The organism is Neoroseomonas alkaliterrae, from assembly GCF_014199195.1.
Lineage (GTDB): Bacteria > Pseudomonadota > Alphaproteobacteria > Acetobacterales > Acetobacteraceae > Neoroseomonas > Neoroseomonas alkaliterrae.
Genome location: NZ_JACIJE010000014.1, coordinates 1 through 14,377 on the forward strand (window position 1 = coordinate 1; position 14,377 = coordinate 14,377).

General features: G+C 70.7%; 9 protein-coding genes. 3 read left to right on the plus strand and 6 right to left on the minus strand.

The window, feature by feature from the left end:
- Window positions 1-316: 316 nt before the first annotated feature.
- Genes FHS88_RS18375 through FHS88_RS18390 form a run of 4 tightly spaced genes read right to left on the minus strand, consistent with a single transcriptional unit; the run spans window position 317 to window position 7,963 of the window.
- Window positions 317-3,202: a DEAD/DEAH box helicase gene (locus FHS88_RS18375; protein ID WP_184486950.1), complete on the minus strand. Its 2,886-nt coding sequence runs from the start codon at window positions 3,200-3,202 to the stop codon at window positions 317-319.
- The gene (locus FHS88_RS18380) at window positions 3,199-4,641 is read right to left on the minus strand and encodes an EH signature domain-containing protein (RefSeq protein WP_184486952.1); all 1,443 of its coding nucleotides are present in this window, start codon (window positions 4,639-4,641) and stop codon (window positions 3,199-3,201) included. Before FHS88_RS18380 ends, FHS88_RS18375 begins: the two co-directional genes overlap by 4 nt.
- Window positions 4,638-5,678 carry an OmpA/MotB family protein gene (locus FHS88_RS18385; RefSeq protein ID WP_184486954.1) on the minus strand — a complete coding sequence of 347 codons (1,041 nt, stop codon included), beginning with the start codon at window positions 5,676-5,678 and terminating at the stop codon, window positions 4,638-4,640. Before FHS88_RS18385 ends, FHS88_RS18380 begins: the two co-directional genes overlap by 4 nt.
- Before the next feature lie 2 nt (window positions 5,679-5,680).
- Window positions 5,681-7,963 (minus strand): hypothetical protein, encoded by a 2,283-nt coding sequence (locus tag FHS88_RS18390; protein WP_184486956.1) that lies wholly within the window; start codon window positions 7,961-7,963, stop codon window positions 5,681-5,683.
- Here FHS88_RS18390 and FHS88_RS18395 point away from each other — a divergent pair.
- A complete protein-coding gene (locus FHS88_RS18395) occupies window positions 7,934-9,121 on the plus strand; it encodes a hypothetical protein (RefSeq protein ID WP_184486958.1) in 1,188 nt (395 codons plus the stop codon). The two genes, FHS88_RS18390 and FHS88_RS18395, sit on opposite strands and share 30 nt — an antisense overlap.
- 266 nt (window positions 9,122-9,387) lie before the next feature.
- On the opposite strand, the gene FHS88_RS18400 is transcribed toward FHS88_RS18395, so the two are convergent.
- Window positions 9,388-11,217 (minus strand): ABC-F family ATP-binding cassette domain-containing protein, encoded by a 1,830-nt coding sequence (locus tag FHS88_RS18400; protein WP_184486960.1) that lies wholly within the window; start codon window positions 11,215-11,217, stop codon window positions 9,388-9,390.
- Window positions 11,218-11,339: 122 nt separating this feature from the next.
- Here FHS88_RS18400 and FHS88_RS18405 point away from each other — a divergent pair, with 122 nt between their 5' ends.
- Both FHS88_RS18405 and FHS88_RS18410 read left to right on the plus strand, forming a co-directional pair.
- On the plus strand, window positions 11,340-11,894 hold the full coding sequence (locus FHS88_RS18405) for a phosphate-starvation-inducible PsiE family protein (RefSeq protein ID WP_408902427.1): 555 nt from the start codon (window positions 11,340-11,342) through the stop codon (window positions 11,892-11,894).
- A 63-nt stretch (window positions 11,895-11,957) separates the two neighbouring features.
- Window positions 11,958-13,046 (plus strand): S1C family serine protease, encoded by a 1,089-nt coding sequence (locus tag FHS88_RS18410; RefSeq protein WP_456306810.1) that lies wholly within the window; start codon window positions 11,958-11,960, stop codon window positions 13,044-13,046.
- A gap of 37 nt (window positions 13,047-13,083) precedes the next feature.
- Here the strand turns inward: FHS88_RS18410 and FHS88_RS18415 are convergent, their stop codons facing one another.
- Entirely contained in the window at window positions 13,084-14,373 is a 1,290-nt protein-coding gene (locus FHS88_RS18415) for an adenylosuccinate synthase (protein ID WP_184486964.1), read from the minus strand.
- Between the last annotated feature and the right edge of the window lie 4 nt (window positions 14,374-14,377).

Here is a 14,377-nt window from a genome sequence, read left to right on the forward strand (position 1 = left end):
CGTCACCCGCGGCCTCGGCCAGACCCAGCCGCTGGTCCCGACACCGGACAACACACGCGAACCACAGAACAGGCGCGTGGAGATCATCCTGCGGTGATACCGGGCGGAAAAGCGGCAGGCTTGATGTTGAAATTTCCCCGTTGCGTGGGCGGTTTGTGGGTAGCGGTCAGCCCGTTTTGAGCAGCTTCGCCGGTTCGAACTCGATCGGCGAGAGGTAGCCGCGGAACGAACGGCGCTTGGTCGGCTTGCAGAGGCCCTCGAAGAAATGGAGCACGGCTATGCGTGGCCCGGCCTGTCGGCGCCCCGCACCCCATGCTCAACGGCCCTCACCCCGGAGCGTCTGCTCGAGCAAGTCCTCCCGATCAGCATCCGTCGCGGCAGGCGGCAGCAGCGCCTCTCGCATGAGTCGGCGCTTGCGTTCCAATAAGGCGTGGAGGTTCTCGTCGAACGACCGCCGCCCGTCCGGCAATACAGCCATGGGGATGTGGATGGTGACCGGGCGCGACTGCCCGATCCGCAGCACGCGCCCCGTGCACTGGTCCTCGACTGCAGGATTCCACCAGCGGGAGAGGTGGATCACATGGTTCGCGCGGGTCAGCGTCAGCCCCACCCCGCCAGCTCGCGGCGAGAGCAGCATGACGTCGAAACCGCCCTCGGACGACTGGAACCGATCCACGCGCGCCTGACGCGTCTTACCGTTCACCGCACCGTTGATCACCATGGGCGGTGACGAAAGGCGGTAGCGCCGTTGCAGCAGTCCCACGAGCCGGGACTGCATTTCCAGGTCGTCAAGAAATATCAACGCGCGCTCGTTCTTCGCGGCGATCCCGTCGAGTGCCTCGATCGCCGTGCGAAGACGCGCGGACGCGGAGACGAACGCCTCGTCCCCTGGATCCGATTGCGTGTCCGGGTGCAGGCAGATGGCGCGCAGCCGCTGCAACGCCTCCAGCACTCCGCCGCGCTTTCCAGCCTCGCGAGCGTCCCGGAGCGTCGTCTCATAGGCCGCGAGCTGGGCACCCTCCATCGGCGCGGCACGGATGATTTCTTCACGCGGCGGCAATTCCGGGAGGCGATCCTCCTTCAACCGGCGCAGCAGAAGCGGCGGCCGTCCCGATCTCTCCCGGTCCAGGCTTTCGCGCAGGTGCCGCAGCTTCGCGGCATCCGCAGCCTCCTCGTAGCGGACGCTGAACGACTTCAGGTCGCCGAGGCAGCCCGGATGCACGGTGTCCACGATGCACCACAAATCGGCCAGCCGGTTCTCGACCGGCGTGCCGGTCAGCGCCATGCGGAACTCGGCCTGCATCGCCTTCGCCGCATCGGTCAGCCGGACGCCCGGCGTCTTGATCTTCTGCGCCTCGTCGAACAGCAGTGCGGCGAACCGCACTTGGCCAAAATCGCGGTCGTAGTCTCGCAGCGTCTCGTAGGTCGTGAGCACCCAGTCCGCCTCGCGAAGCCGTCCGACGTCCAGGGCCGGCCGCCCATCGGCGTCGCGGCGTCGGATTGCGGCCAACCCCTGGCCGAAGGCTGGCAGACAGCGCCCAAGCCCCGGCGCCACGAGATGGCGATCGTGTTCGGCGCGCCAGTTCTCGAGCAGCCCCGTCGGGGCGACGATCATCACCGGCGCCCGCTCAACAACGCCACTCTGCATCCCTTCCCGCAGCCACGCCAGGAAAGCCAAGCCCTGCAGCGTCTTGCCCAGGCCCATGTCATCGGCCAGCAGGACACCCGGCAGCCCCTTCATCCATGCGCGCTGTAGCCAAGCGATCCCCTCGGCCTGATGCGGCTTCGGAACCGTCGTCAGACTGGCCGGCAAAGCCATCGCTGGCGCGGATCGGCCCGGCGCCACCGCCTCCTCGACCTCGATCGTCTCCTCATTCGGCTTGATGATGAGAACCTCAGGCGCCCCGGAAACCGCAGACGTCTCGCGACGGCGCGGCAGCAACGCCGCTTCCGCCCTCTGCAGCGCGGACAGCGTCTCGTGATGCGCGGGGATAGCGATCGTCTTGCCGTCCATGACGAGGTCAACGCTCGCATGGCCCGCACCGATGGCCGACTCGACGCGGGCCTGCAGATCGGCGATCTGATCGCGCGAGAGCGGGATCCGTCGCCCATCAACCTCGATGCCGGCATACGGGCCCTTTGGTTCTCCTGCGCCATCAGCCCCGGGAGTCTCGGGACCGAACCAGTCGGTCGCGGACAGCGGCACCCACGGCACGACCCGCTTCGTCCACAGGCCGAGGCCGACGACCCTCTCCGACCAGGCGGCGGTCTCCTGGAACAGCTGCTCGATCACCGTCGGATCGGCATCCTCGCCCAGCGCTTCGCGGAGGAAGGCGCGCGGCGCTGCAGCGAAGGCGCGGCGGGTTTCCGCCGGTGCGGAGGCGATGCGGCGCACCTCCGCCAGCGCGTGGCGCAGCACCGGCGAGAGGACAACATACCATCCCTCCCCCAGCGCGTAGACTGGGCGGGCGTTGCTGAAGCGCAGGAACTGGTCCTCGCCGAAGGTCCGTTGCTGCTCTGGCGGCAGTAGAGGTTCCTTCTCTGCAGCGCCGCTGCGGTGCAGAACGGGCAACAATCGCAGGTCCTCGCCTTCGCCTTTCAGGTCGAGCGAGAAGGCGTCGGCCTGGACGATCGTCATGCGCCCGAGCAGGCCACGCGCGGATGCCTCGCCCTGCTGTTCGGCCGCAGGCAGAACCTCTCGCAAAGCGGCAATGGCCGACAGGCGTGAGGTGATGTCCTCCACCGGCGCCCCAGCCAGCCGGTCAATGGCCTCGGCAATGTCGAACAGGCTTGTCGGCAGCCGCTGCAACGCCCCGCCAACCCGCAGCCAAGCACCGATGCGCTCGACCCCGATCACCGCCTGCCCGGTGGGGCGCTGCCAGGAGAGGGTGGCGCGGAAGTCGGGGCGGACAATCAATCCGCTGCCTTCCACCACTGCGCGCAACGCAGTCGCGGGCGGCAGGCTGAGCGCCGCCGCTTCGCGCGCCGAAAGCCCGGCGATCGCGTCATGCGCGACGAACAGCGCGTCCGCTTCGGCAATGGCGCTGCCCGCAGCGATCAGTCGCTGCGCGAGATCCACGCCGGGCAGCAGCGCGGACGGCGCCTCGATGGCCCAGGCATCGAGCGGCAGGGCCGCGCCGTTCCGCTCAAGCCGAATCTCTGTCCAATCCCGCGATACGTCATGGGTGAAGGTGATCGTCATCGCGGTGTCCACTCGGCCGGGGTGATCCGGAAGCCAGCGCGGCGCGCGAGGAGTTCCGCCGCGCTGCCCTGCCAGAGCCCGCGGTCGGAGCCGTTATGGGCCAAGCCGGAGCCGTCGTCTGACCCTCTGGAGCCGGTCGCCGGATTGGACGGAAACGGGAGCCCCTTCCCCGTCAGGTCGTCGCGCGAGTACGATGACCGGTACAATGCCGGCGCGTTCTTCCACTCGGCCGGCCAGGCGCGCAGCTTCCCGTTGTGGCTCCATTCGCACAGAACGAGCGGGCCGATGCGCATGAGCAGCACGGACTGATTGCTGTCCACACCCCCGCCTTCAAGCCGGCCGAAGGCTCCGGCGAGGTCGCTCACCGTCTTGGCCGAGGAATGGACGCGGCTGCCGAGCGCAAGCCACGCGTCCTCGATGGCCCCGCGCTCCAGATAGGCCGACCAGAACGCCTGGCGATAGCGCCACTGGTGGTCCAGCGCATGCTCGGCGATCAGGTCGAAGAAGGCGGCCAGCGAAGCGCGCGCCAGCCACTGCCGCATCAGCGCGGTCGCCGCCTCGCCGACCGGCGTCCACATCGGCGCCCGGGTGCGCGGATCGCCCAGATGGCGCAGCAGGAAGTCCCGCACCGGCTCACGAAGGGTCGGCGCCGGCGGACGGCCCCCGTCCAGCCAGGCGGCAAGCAGCCCGCGGCCGACCTCTCCGCGCAGTTCCTGACCGAAGCGAAGTTCCCCGTCCGGGGCCAGCACCGCAAACGCGCGCTCCAGCCCGACGTGAGCCGCTCCACCGCGCAGGACCTTCGGCATCACGCCCAGCATGCCGCGCAGGATCGCCCGCATGTAGCCGCCGGACGCACGGAAGGCATCATCGAGGCCCGTGGCAGCGAGCACCTCTTCCACGCGCTGCGGACCTGTCAGGAGTGCCGCGCCGATCCGGGCCGGTCCGGCATCGGCATCGAACATCGCGAAGGCGGTTTGCGCCTGTCGCCAGTGGTCCAGCAGCGGATCCCGGCCGTAGGCGAGCAAGGTGCGGATGGAGCCCCCCCCGGCCCTAACGGTCGCGCTACCGGGAACGAAATCCCGCAGCCATGCCTCGATGAGCGATCGGCTCCGCCTCGGCGACGCGCTGGCAGCCTCGACCACAGCCGCCATCAGTCCCGGGATCTCAGCCCCCTGCGGGGCGCCGTTCCACAACAGCCATGCGGCATCGCGCAACTCACGCCGCGTAGGCGGCGCCTTGTCCCGGCCGGTGTAGAAGGCGTGCAGACGGCGGCGTAACGCCTCCATCGCCTGGTCCGTCGGAGGGCGACGGTCCAGGTCGGTTGCCTGCAGCATTTCGACGAGACGCTGGCTCGGTGTCTTGGGCGGTGGAACGAACGCCCTTGGCACCAGTGCGATGCCGGCGCGCAGGCGACCCATCGCATTGCGGGTGTGCGTCATGGTGGCACTTGCCGCAAGGCGTCGATCTGCTCGATCAGCCGACGCAGCTCCTCGGAGGTGCGGGCGGACAGCACGAAGCGGATATCGATGCGGCGGTTCTGGGCGAAGGCCGCCTCGTCCGAACCCAGGGCGACCGGCCGGCGCTGGCCGTAGCCAGAGATGCCGAGAAGGGGCACCGAGTTGCTGTTCAGGATGTTCTCGAGTGTCGGTTGGCGGTCGCGCATTGCGGCGAACACGCTTAAGGCTCGCTCCGCCGAAAGACGGTCGTTGTTGGAAATCGTTCCCCGCTGGTCCGTGTGCCCCTCGATCAACACGGCTTCCAGGATCGGCTTGTCCAGCGGGCCGCAATTGGTCCGCTCCATGCCGACGGTGAAACAGGGAAGCAGCCGCACAAACACGTCCGCCAGGATCTCCACCGCCCGCCGCGCACCCTCTGAAAGTTCGGCACTGTTGGACGCGAACAGCACGTCGCCGGAAAGGCGCAGCAGGCCTGATTGATGTTCTGGGTCGACAATAACGCCACGGCCCCGAAGAATCGCTCGGAGGCGTTCGAGAAGGTTGGCACGCGCCTCTTCGCGTTCTCGAATCTCCTGCTGCAGCCGAGCGACCGCGGCATCGAGCGCGACCTGCAGCCGCTCGTTCCGGGCGCGCAGGGCCTCAGCCTCAGCCGTCCGCTCGCGGGCAAGCTCCTGCTGCCTTCGCGCCTCGGCCTCGGCCAGGCGCGCGATTTCGGCCTGGCGTTCCGCCTCGGCGCGCTGCCGCTGCGCGTCGCTCAGCGCGAGGCGAACTACATCGGCCAGCCGACGGGCCTCCGCCTCCTGCTCCTCGGCGCGGCGGCGGGCTTCCTCGGCCTGGATCCGCAACTGCTCGTACCGCTCGAGCGCGACGACCTGCTGCTGTTCTGCTTCCCGGAAGTTCAGCGCCAACACGGTGAGCATCAGCAGGAACACGAACAGGATGCCGACCATCAGGTCGCTGACGGAGGCGAAGTAGCCTTCGCCACCCTCCGTGTCGGCTTCGGCGGACGACCTAGCCATGGTCAGCGCTTCTTCACCTGGTCGAGGAAGTCGGCCAGCGTCTCCTCAAGCTGTTTCACGGCCGCGCCGAGGTGGGTCGTCGCCTTTGCGAGGTTGGTGTCGGTCTGCGTGACGAAGGACGTGACCTGCGTCGTGAAGCCTTTCAGGCCCTTCTGCAGCTCATCCAGGGTGCGCCCGAGTTCCCTGTCCACCCCTTCGAACCGGCCAGCCGCTCGCGTGAGTTCCTCTGTCAGGCGGCTGCCAGCGGCCTGCGTCGTCTCCAGCCGGCTTATGGCGCCCGTGACCTGCTCCATGGCGGAGCGCAGGGTTTCGGCCACGGCGCGGAGCGGCTGCAGCGCGTCCTTCACCGTCGCGCCAGCCGCCTTCATGTCGGCGGCGCCGGACGTGAGGGGCGTCGCGGCGCCGACGACGGCGCTCTCGAGCTGCGACACCTTTGCCGACAGTCGCTCGGCTGCGTCCGCGACCAAGCGCGCCTGCTCGCCGAGACGGCCGATCCCGCCTGCCGCGGCGGTCGCCGCCCCCTGCAGATGGACGCCGGCCTCGCTTCCGCCCTTCGCCAGAGCGGTTCCGGCGGCATGCCCGGAGGCAGCCAGATCCTGGGCCGCCTTGCCCAGCGCCTGGGCAAGCGATGCTCCGGCCCCGTCGAGGGACTCGCGAAGCGCCTGGCCGCCCGTTGTCGCGCTGGAACGGACCGCCTCCCCGGCGTCGGTGACGCCGTTCCGTAGCTCCTCGAGCATCGCGCGCAGCTCGATACGCATGCCCTCGGTCGCGTCCGCGATCCGCTTCACGGCCTCTTGCGCACCGCGCCCCAACGCGCCGCCGGACGCCTCGCCCGCCTGCTCCATCGCCCTCGCGACCTTCGCCGCCGTGGCCTCAAAGCCCTCAGCCGCGGCGGCGATGCGCTCGGCGACGGCATCGAGGGCGCTCGTTCCCGCCGTGCGGCTGGCCTCCGCCATTGAGCGGAGCTCGCCCAGCATCGCCTCGAACTGCTGGGCAAGACGGGCGTTCGCAGCCTCCGCCTCGGCCCCCATCCGACGTTGCATGGCCTCGGCCGCCTGCGATAGTGACTCGGCGACCTGATTCGCAGCGTCCTGGAAGCCCTTCGCCGCCTCCTCCACCCTGGCGGAGAGCCTGTCGCCTGCGTCCGCCCCGGCCGTCCGGGTCCGGTCGGCGACCTCGCGCAGGGACTGCGCGACAGCGGCCATCTGGTCCGTGACGCGGCTCAGCGCCTGCTCCGCTCCCTCGCCCATTCGTCTCGCCATCGCGTCGGCGGACTGGGCCATGCGGACGGCGGCTTCCCCAAGGCCACCCTGCAGCCCCTCGAGCCGGGCGGCCAAGCCGGCGAGGCTCGCCGCCACGTGCTCCATCCGGTCCCCGGTCCCGCCCTGCAGACGCTCGAGGAAGGTCGATAGCATGGTCCGGACAGCGTCCTCGTTGCGAGAGGACATGCCGGTGGCCAGCTCCTGCATCGCGTTCGTCAGCGGGCCGATATGCTCGCCGAGCCGCGTGTCGAACACCTTGTCGAACGCGGTCCCGATGTTGACGGCCAGTTCGGTCGAGAATGTCTCCAGCTGCTCCTGCTGCTTCTCCAGCAGGCGGTTCGCCTCCGCCTGTAGCGCCACCGGCGTGATGATCGGCACACGCGCCTCGAGGGCCGACAGATATCCGTCGAGCGCCGCGTCAGTCTGCTTCAGACAGTGCTTCCGCAGGAGAGCGTAGGCGATGGACAGGGCAAGCCCGACCAGCGAGGTGATGAACTTGAACGAGGCGGCGTCCAGCAGTTTTCGAAGGCTGTTGTTGCGCGCGCCCTGGTCCGCGCTTGGCGCGACGATGCCGCCGGCCTCGCCCAGCGCCACCATCAGGCCGAAGAAGGTGAACAAGAGGCCGGCGCCGACCAGCAGGTTCGGCAAGGCGGCATGGTAGCGGACATCCATCCCGGCTGCGCGAAGCAGCGCAGCGCTGTCAAACCACAGTTCCGCGCGGCTTGTCGCTCGCACGGGTACATTCGGCTGCGCCGGCACCAGGAGCGTTTCGCGATACTCCCTCCAGCGGGGGCCCAAGAGCGGCACCGTGGCCAGCTCGGCGGAGACGCGCTCATAGATGGCCGCGAATCCCAGGGGATCCTGCGCCTCCTCGATGCGCTGCCGGGCCGTTGCCAGGGCGCGCGTCACCTCGCGCGTGCCGGAGCGAAGCCGCACCGCCGACCACCAGGCCCAGGCGATCAACAGGCCCACCACGGACCCGATCACACCGGGATGCGCGACCAGCTGTGCGAGGAGTTGCATTCCGTCTCGGCTCCGGATCTTGCTAGGCTTGTTAGGGAATTAATTATTCACCAACCGCACGAATCAGACGTTCAAAGTGATACGGTGACTACAACAGCCCTCATCCAAGTCCTAGATGGCGATCGGCAGCTCGAGAGCCGCGTTTGCCGTCTCCTTCGTCTGCGGGACGGGCGCGCGGCCGCCGTTTGGCGCGGCCTCGCCTTTGCGATCGGCCCCGGCGACACTATCGACATCAGCGAGTCCGGCGTGCCGCCGGCCGAATGCTTGCCTGCCGCTGCGCCATCGCCGCATGCCGGGCCAGGGCTGCGGTGGGGACTCGTGGAAGGCGCCGAGGAAGCCTGGGTGCTCGTCGCCGGTTCGGTCGCAGAGCGCGACGAGATGGCATACCGGCTGCGCGGAGCCGGCCTTGCGGTCCTGCGCAGCGGTGCCTGGCTTGGCGAACCCACCGACGGGCTGGAGCCCGATTGGTTTGTCCGCATCGCGCGGCCGGCGGAAAGCCGATCTCTCGCCGCGGCGCTCGAGGCCATCCTCGGCCCGCGCGCGGCCGCGCCGCCGGCCGCCGGCGAGGCGACGGAGGATCTGCGCCGGCGGCTCGTGAAGAGCGAACTGGAACGGGCCCGCATGGAAGCCGCGGCGCTCGGGGCGGAAGTCGAGCGCCTCAAGACCGACGCCGCAAACGCCACCGCGCTGGCCGACCGCGTCGCCAGACTCGAAGCCGACCTCGCGCGTGCCGAGGAGCAGCTTGTGCATCGACAGCCGGCCACGACACCGTCCGTGGAGGCGTCGCCGACCATTCAACCTGCTCCCCGGCTTGCACGTCGCATCCAGGAGGAGGTTGCCACCGTGCTGCAGGCCCTGCTGCCGGGCGTCCGCCTGCTGCGCGACAGCCTGACGGTCGCGAGCGTTGAGTTCCGCGACCGCAGCGGCTTCTACCGCGCACTGCGCGAACTGACGGAGGGCGGACCGCGTCTGCCTCCCGCTTGGAAGAAGGTGCGCGCCGCGGAAGAATGGTGGGAGCGCCACGTCAGCACCGGCGAGGACGACTCGGGCCGCGCCTATGCGCGCCCGGCTCCGTGCGGCGCGGGCTGGGACGTACTGCTGTCTGACAAGGGCAGTCAGGATCGGGACATGATCTGGCTGCGAAAAGCCGACCGTTGAGGGTGGCGGTAGTCCTGGCGCTTTCAGCTCATGGTAGACGCCACTGGATCTTCGATCGGGATGCTCTGGCACGCCACCCGCATAGCGCCCCGACCGGCCATCCATCGGACGCCTCGAAAACTCCCGGCCGCTAACTGTTGCGCGTTGATTCGCTGACCTTGGCAGCGGCGGAGGCGAGGCATGTCGTGACAGGCGAGGTGCTTCGACGCGGAGCAGCGGCTGCGCGGGGTGGTGGAGTTCGAGGCGCCTCCCGTGTCCGCCCACTGTCAGCCCACCTCCTCGCGCAGCATCTCGAGTTCCAGCCAGCGCTCCTCGGCCGCGGCCAGGGCGGCCTGGGCGGCGGCCAGCGCCTCGGTGGCGCGGGCGAAGCCCTGCGGGTCGCGGGCATAGAAGGCGGTGTCCGCCACCTTCGCCTCCAGCGCGGCGATCTCCGCGCCCAGCGCCTCCATCCGCGCGGGCAGGGTCTTCAACTCGTGCTGCTCCTTCGCGTTCAGGCCCTTGCGGCGCGCGGGCGGGGCTGCACGCGGCGCGGCGTCTGGCTTCGGCGCGGCAAGCGCCGGCTTCGCCGCGGCGGCCGCGGCGGCCGCGGCGCGCGCCCGCACGCCATGCCCGCGCTGGGCCACCAAGTCGGAATAGCCGCCGGCATATTCGACCCAGCGCCCCTCCCCCTCCCAGGCGATCACGCTCGTCACGGTGCGGTCGAGGAAGTCGCGGTCGTGGCTGACCAGCAGCACGGTGCCGGCATAGTCGGCGACCAGTTCCTGCAGCAGGTCCAGCGTCTCGAGGTCGAGGTCGTTGGTCGGTTCGTCGAGCACCAGCAGGTTCGAGGGGCGGGCGAAGGCGCGGGCGAGCATCAGCCGCCCCCGCTCCCCGCCCGAGAGCGCGGAGAGCGGCGTGCGCGCCTGCTCCGGCGTGAACAGGAAGTCCTTCATGTAGCCGATGACGTGGCGCGGCTGGCCGTTCACATGCACCTGGTCGCCGCGGCCCTCGGTCAGCGCCTCGGCCAGCGTGAGGGAAGGATCGAGGCTCGCGCGCCGCTGGTCGAGGCCGGCCATCTCCAGCCCCGTGCCGAGCCGCACCTGCCCCGAATCGGGCGCCAGCACGCCGGTCAGCATGGCGAGCAGCGTCGTCTTGCCCGCCCCGTTCGGCCCGACGATGCCGACCCGGTCCCCGCGCATGATGCGCGTCGAGAAGTCCCGCACCACGGACCGCCCGCCATAGGCCTTGGAAATCCCCTCCGCGGCGATGACGAGGCTGCCCGACCCCGCCGCCTCGGCCGCCTCCATGGCGACCCGGCCGGGGGCGGCGACACGCTCGCGCCGCTTCGCGCGCAGGGCGTGCAGGTTCTCGAGCCGCCGGACATTGCGCTTGCGCCGCGCGGTCACGCCGTAGCGCAGCCAGTGCTCCTCCCGCACGATCTTGCGCGCGAGCTTCTGCGCGTCCCGCTCCTCCTCCTCCAGCACCTGGTCGCGCCAGGATTCGAAATGGGCGAAGCCGCGCTCGAGCCGCCGCGTCGTGCCGCGATCCAGCCAGACCATCGCCCGCGAAAGGCCCTCGAGGAACCGCCGGTCGTGGCTGATCAGCACCAGCGCGCCGTTCATGGCGGCGAGTTCCGCCTCCAGCCACTCGATCGCCGGCAGGTCGAGATGGTTGGTCGGCTCGTCGAGCAGCAGGATGTCCGGGGCGGGTGCGAGGGCGCGGGCGAGTGCGGCGCGCCGCGTCTCCCCGCCCGAGAGCGCGCGCGGCTCCTCCTCGCCCGTCAGGCCGAGCTGTTCCAGCAGGTAGCGCGCGCGGTGCGGATCATCCGCCGGGCCGGCCCCGGCGCGCACATAGGCCGCGACATCGGCGAAGGCGGATAGATCCGGCTCCTGCTCGAGGTAGCGCAGCGTCGCGCCCGGCTGGACGAAGCGCGTGCCGCCATCGGGCTCGATCAGGCCCGCGGCGATGCGCAGCAGCGTGGATTTGCCCGACCCGTTGCGCCCCACAAGGGCGAGCCTCTCGCCGGGCGCGACCGACAGCGAGGCGCCGTCGAGCAGCCGCGTGCTGCCGAAGCCGTGGCGGATGTCGGATAGCAGCAGGAGGGGCGGGGCGGCCATGCGCGCCGCACTTGCCGCCGCGGCGCGGCCGCGGTCAAGCGCGCGGGCGCGGGCGGTGGTGCCGTTGTCGCCCCGGCGGCCGCCCCTTATCCTCGCGGCCAGGCAGGAGCAGGATGCGCGCGATGCCGATCAGCCCCGACAGCCAGGCCGAATCCGCGCGCGAGAAGGCGCGCGCCGGCCTGTCGCAGCGCCTCGACGCGCTCTCGGCCACCAACATGGGCGACACGCGGCGCGCCTGGCCGTTCCTCTCCGGCTACGAGCGCTTCGAGCAAGTGGTGGTGCTCGTGGTCGGCGCGCTGGTCTCGGCGCTGATCCTGCTGGCGCTCCTGCATCTTGCCGCGACGGTGGTGGCGCTGGTCGTGCAGAGCCTCGCCGGCGCGTCGGATTTCGCCATGTTCCAGGCGGTCTTCGGCATGGTGATGACGGTGCTGATCGCGCTCGAGTTCAACCACTCGATCATGGGCGTGCTGAACCGCAAGCGCGGCATCGTGCAGGTGCGCACGGTGGTGCTGATCGCACTGCTCGCGCTGACGCGCAAGTTCATCGTGCTCGACAGCGCGCAGACCGAGGCCTTCAAGGTGCTCGCCCTCGGCGCGGCGGTGCTCGCGCTCGGCGTGGTCTATTGGCTGCTGCGCGAGCAGGACAGGCGCGACGCGGCCGAGGAGCGGGGCGGCTGAACCGGCAGGACGCGGAAGGCGACGATGCAGGACGGACCACGTTTTCTCGCAAGGCTCGCGGCCGTGACGGGCGCCGCGGCGCTGCTCATCATGCTCTGGCAGTCCTGGCCGCATGTGCAGGCGCAGATCCTCGCCCGCCAGGCCGAGCCGCGCGCCGTCACCCCGCGCGGGGACCTCGCCGAGGACGAGCGCAGCACGGTCGCGCTGTTCGAGGCGGCGCGCCCGGCGGTGGTCTTCATCGCCACCACCGAGCGCGTCATCAACCCCTGGACGCGCAACCCGCTGCAGGTGCCGCGCGGCACCGGGACCGGCTTCGTCTGGGACCGGCTCGGCCACATCGTCACCAACCACCATGTCATCGCCGGTGCCTCCTCGGCCACGGTGCGGCTGGCCGACGGGCGCGCCTACAACGCCGCGCTGGTCGGCGCGAGCCCGGCGCACGACCTCGCGGTGCTGCGCATCGGCATCGGCGCCTTCCGCCCCGAACCGCTGCCCATCGGCACCAGCCACGATCTGCGCGTCGGGCAGAAGGTCTTCGCCATCGGCAATCCCTTCGGCCTCGACTGGACGCTGACCACCGGCATCGTCTCCGCCCTCAACCGCGAACTGCCGGGGGAGGCGGGGGCGGTGATGGAGGGGCTGATCCAGACCGATGCCGCCATCAACCCCGGCAACTCGGGCGGGCCGCTGCTCGATTCCGCGGGGCGGGTGATCGGGGTCAACACCGCCATCTTCTCCCCCTCCGGCGCCTATGCCGGCATCGGCTTCGCGGTGCCGGTGGACACGGTGAACCGGGTGGTGCCGCGGCTGATCGCGGCCGGGCGCTATCTCCGCCCCACGCTCGGCGTGCGCGTCGAGCAGCAGATCAACGCCGCGCTCGCCGCGCGGCTCGGCATCGAGGGCGTGTTCGTGCTCGATGTGGAACCTGGCTCGGCGGCGGAGAAGGCCGGCATCCGCCCGGGCCGGCTGACGCGCGAGGGCGGCTTCGCGCCGGGCGACGTGATCCTCGCCCTCGGCGGGCGGCCCCTGCGCGGCGTGCCCGACCTGCTCGCCGCGCTCGATCGGCTGGAGCCGGGGGCGGAGGTGACGCTCACCCTTCTGCGCGAGGGGCGGCGGATCGAGCTGCCGGTGGTGCTCGACGCCGGGCGCTGACGGGCGCCCCGTCCGGCCGGCGCGATGCGCCGTTGCGTCAACCCGCGAAGGGGTCGCGCATCATGATCGTGTCGTCGCGCTCCGGGCTGGTGGAGAGCAGCACCACCGGCGCCTCGACCAGTTCCTCGATGCGACGGATGTATTTCACCGCCTCGGCCGGCAGCTCGGCATAGGAGCGCGCGCCGCGGGTCGAGCCCGACCAGCCCTGCATCGTCTCATAGACCGGCTGGGCGGCGGCCTGGGCGCGGAAGGCGGCGGGCAGGCGCCGCATCGGCTCGCCGTTCACGGTGTAGCCGGTGCAGATCCTCAGTTCCGGCAGCCCGTCCAGCACGTCGAGCTTGGTCAGCACCAGCCCGTTGATGCCGCCGACCTTCACCGCCTGGCGCACCATGCAGGCGTCGAACCAGCCGCAGCGGCGCGGCCGGCCTGTCACCGTGCCGAATTCGTGCCCGCGCTCGCCGAGCAGCCTTCCCGTCTCGTCGTGCAGTTCCGAGGGGAAGGGGCCGGAGCCGACGCGCGTGGTGTAGGCCTTGGCGATGCCGAGCACGAAGCCGATCGCATCCGGCCCGATGCCCGCGCCAGCCGCCGCATTGCCGGCGACCGTGTTGCTGCTGGTGACATAGGGGTAGGTGCCGTGGTCCACATCGAGCATCACCGCCTGCGCACCCTCGAACAGCACGCGCTGGCCCGCGAGCCGCGCGGCGTCGAGGCGTTCCCACACCGGCTCGGCATAGGGCAGCAGCCGCGGCGCGAGCGCGAGCAGCCCGTCGAGCAGGTCCTTCTTGATGAACTCCGGCGCGCCGAGGCCGCGCAGCAGCGAGTTGTGGTGCAGCAGCAGCTCGTCGAGCTTGGCGCTCAGCGTCTCCGGCTCGGCGAGGTCGCAGAGGCGGATCGAGCGGCGGCCCACCTTGTCCTCGTAGGCGGGGCCGATCCCCCGCCCGGTGGTGCCGATCTTGTCCTGCCCGCGCGCCGTCTCCCGCGCGCGGTCCAGCGCCGGGTGCAGCGGCAGGATCAGCGGCACGTTCTCGGCGATGCGCAGGTTCTCGGGCCCGACCTTGAGGCCCTGCGCGCTGACCTTCTCGATCTCCGAGAGCAGCGCCAGCGGGTCGAGCACCACGCCATTGCCGATGATGCCGAGCTTGCCGCGCACCACGCCCGAAGGCAGCAGGGAGAGCTTGTAGGTCTGCTCCCCCACCACCAGCGTATGGCCCGCATTGTGCCCGCCCTGGAAGCGCACGACGATGTCGGCGCGGCTGGCGAGCCAGTCCACCACCTTGCCCTTGCCCTCGTCGCCCCACTGGGCGCCGATCACGGCGACATTGGCCATGGCA

Excerpts from the sequence above, each read along its gene's own strand:
- FHS88_RS18385 (WP_184486954.1), bottom strand. The coding sequence starts at position 5,678 with ATGGCTAGGTCGTCCGCCGAAGCCGACACGGAGGGTGGCGAAGGCTAC.
- FHS88_RS18395 (WP_184486958.1), top strand. The coding sequence starts at position 7,934 with ATGCGCGACCAGCTGTGCGAGGAGTTGCATTCCGTCTCGGCTCCGGAT.
- FHS88_RS18405 (WP_408902427.1), top strand. The coding sequence starts at position 11,340 with ATGCCGATCAGCCCCGACAGCCAGGCCGAATCCGCGCGCGAGAAGGCG.
- FHS88_RS18380 (WP_184486952.1), bottom strand. The coding sequence starts at position 4,641 with ATGACGCACACCCGCAATGCGATGGGTCGCCTGCGCGCCGGCATCGCA.
- FHS88_RS18415 (WP_184486964.1), bottom strand. The coding sequence starts at position 14,373 with ATGGCCAATGTCGCCGTGATCGGCGCCCAGTGGGGCGACGAGGGCAAG.
- FHS88_RS18375 (WP_184486950.1), bottom strand. The coding sequence starts at position 3,202 with ATGACGATCACCTTCACCCATGACGTATCGCGGGATTGGACAGAGATT.
- FHS88_RS18400 (WP_184486960.1), bottom strand. The coding sequence starts at position 11,217 with ATGGCCGCCCCGCCCCTCCTGCTGCTATCCGACATCCGCCACGGCTTC.
- FHS88_RS18390 (WP_184486956.1), bottom strand. The coding sequence starts at position 7,963 with ATGCAACTCCTCGCACAGCTGGTCGCGCATCCCGGTGTGATCGGGTCC.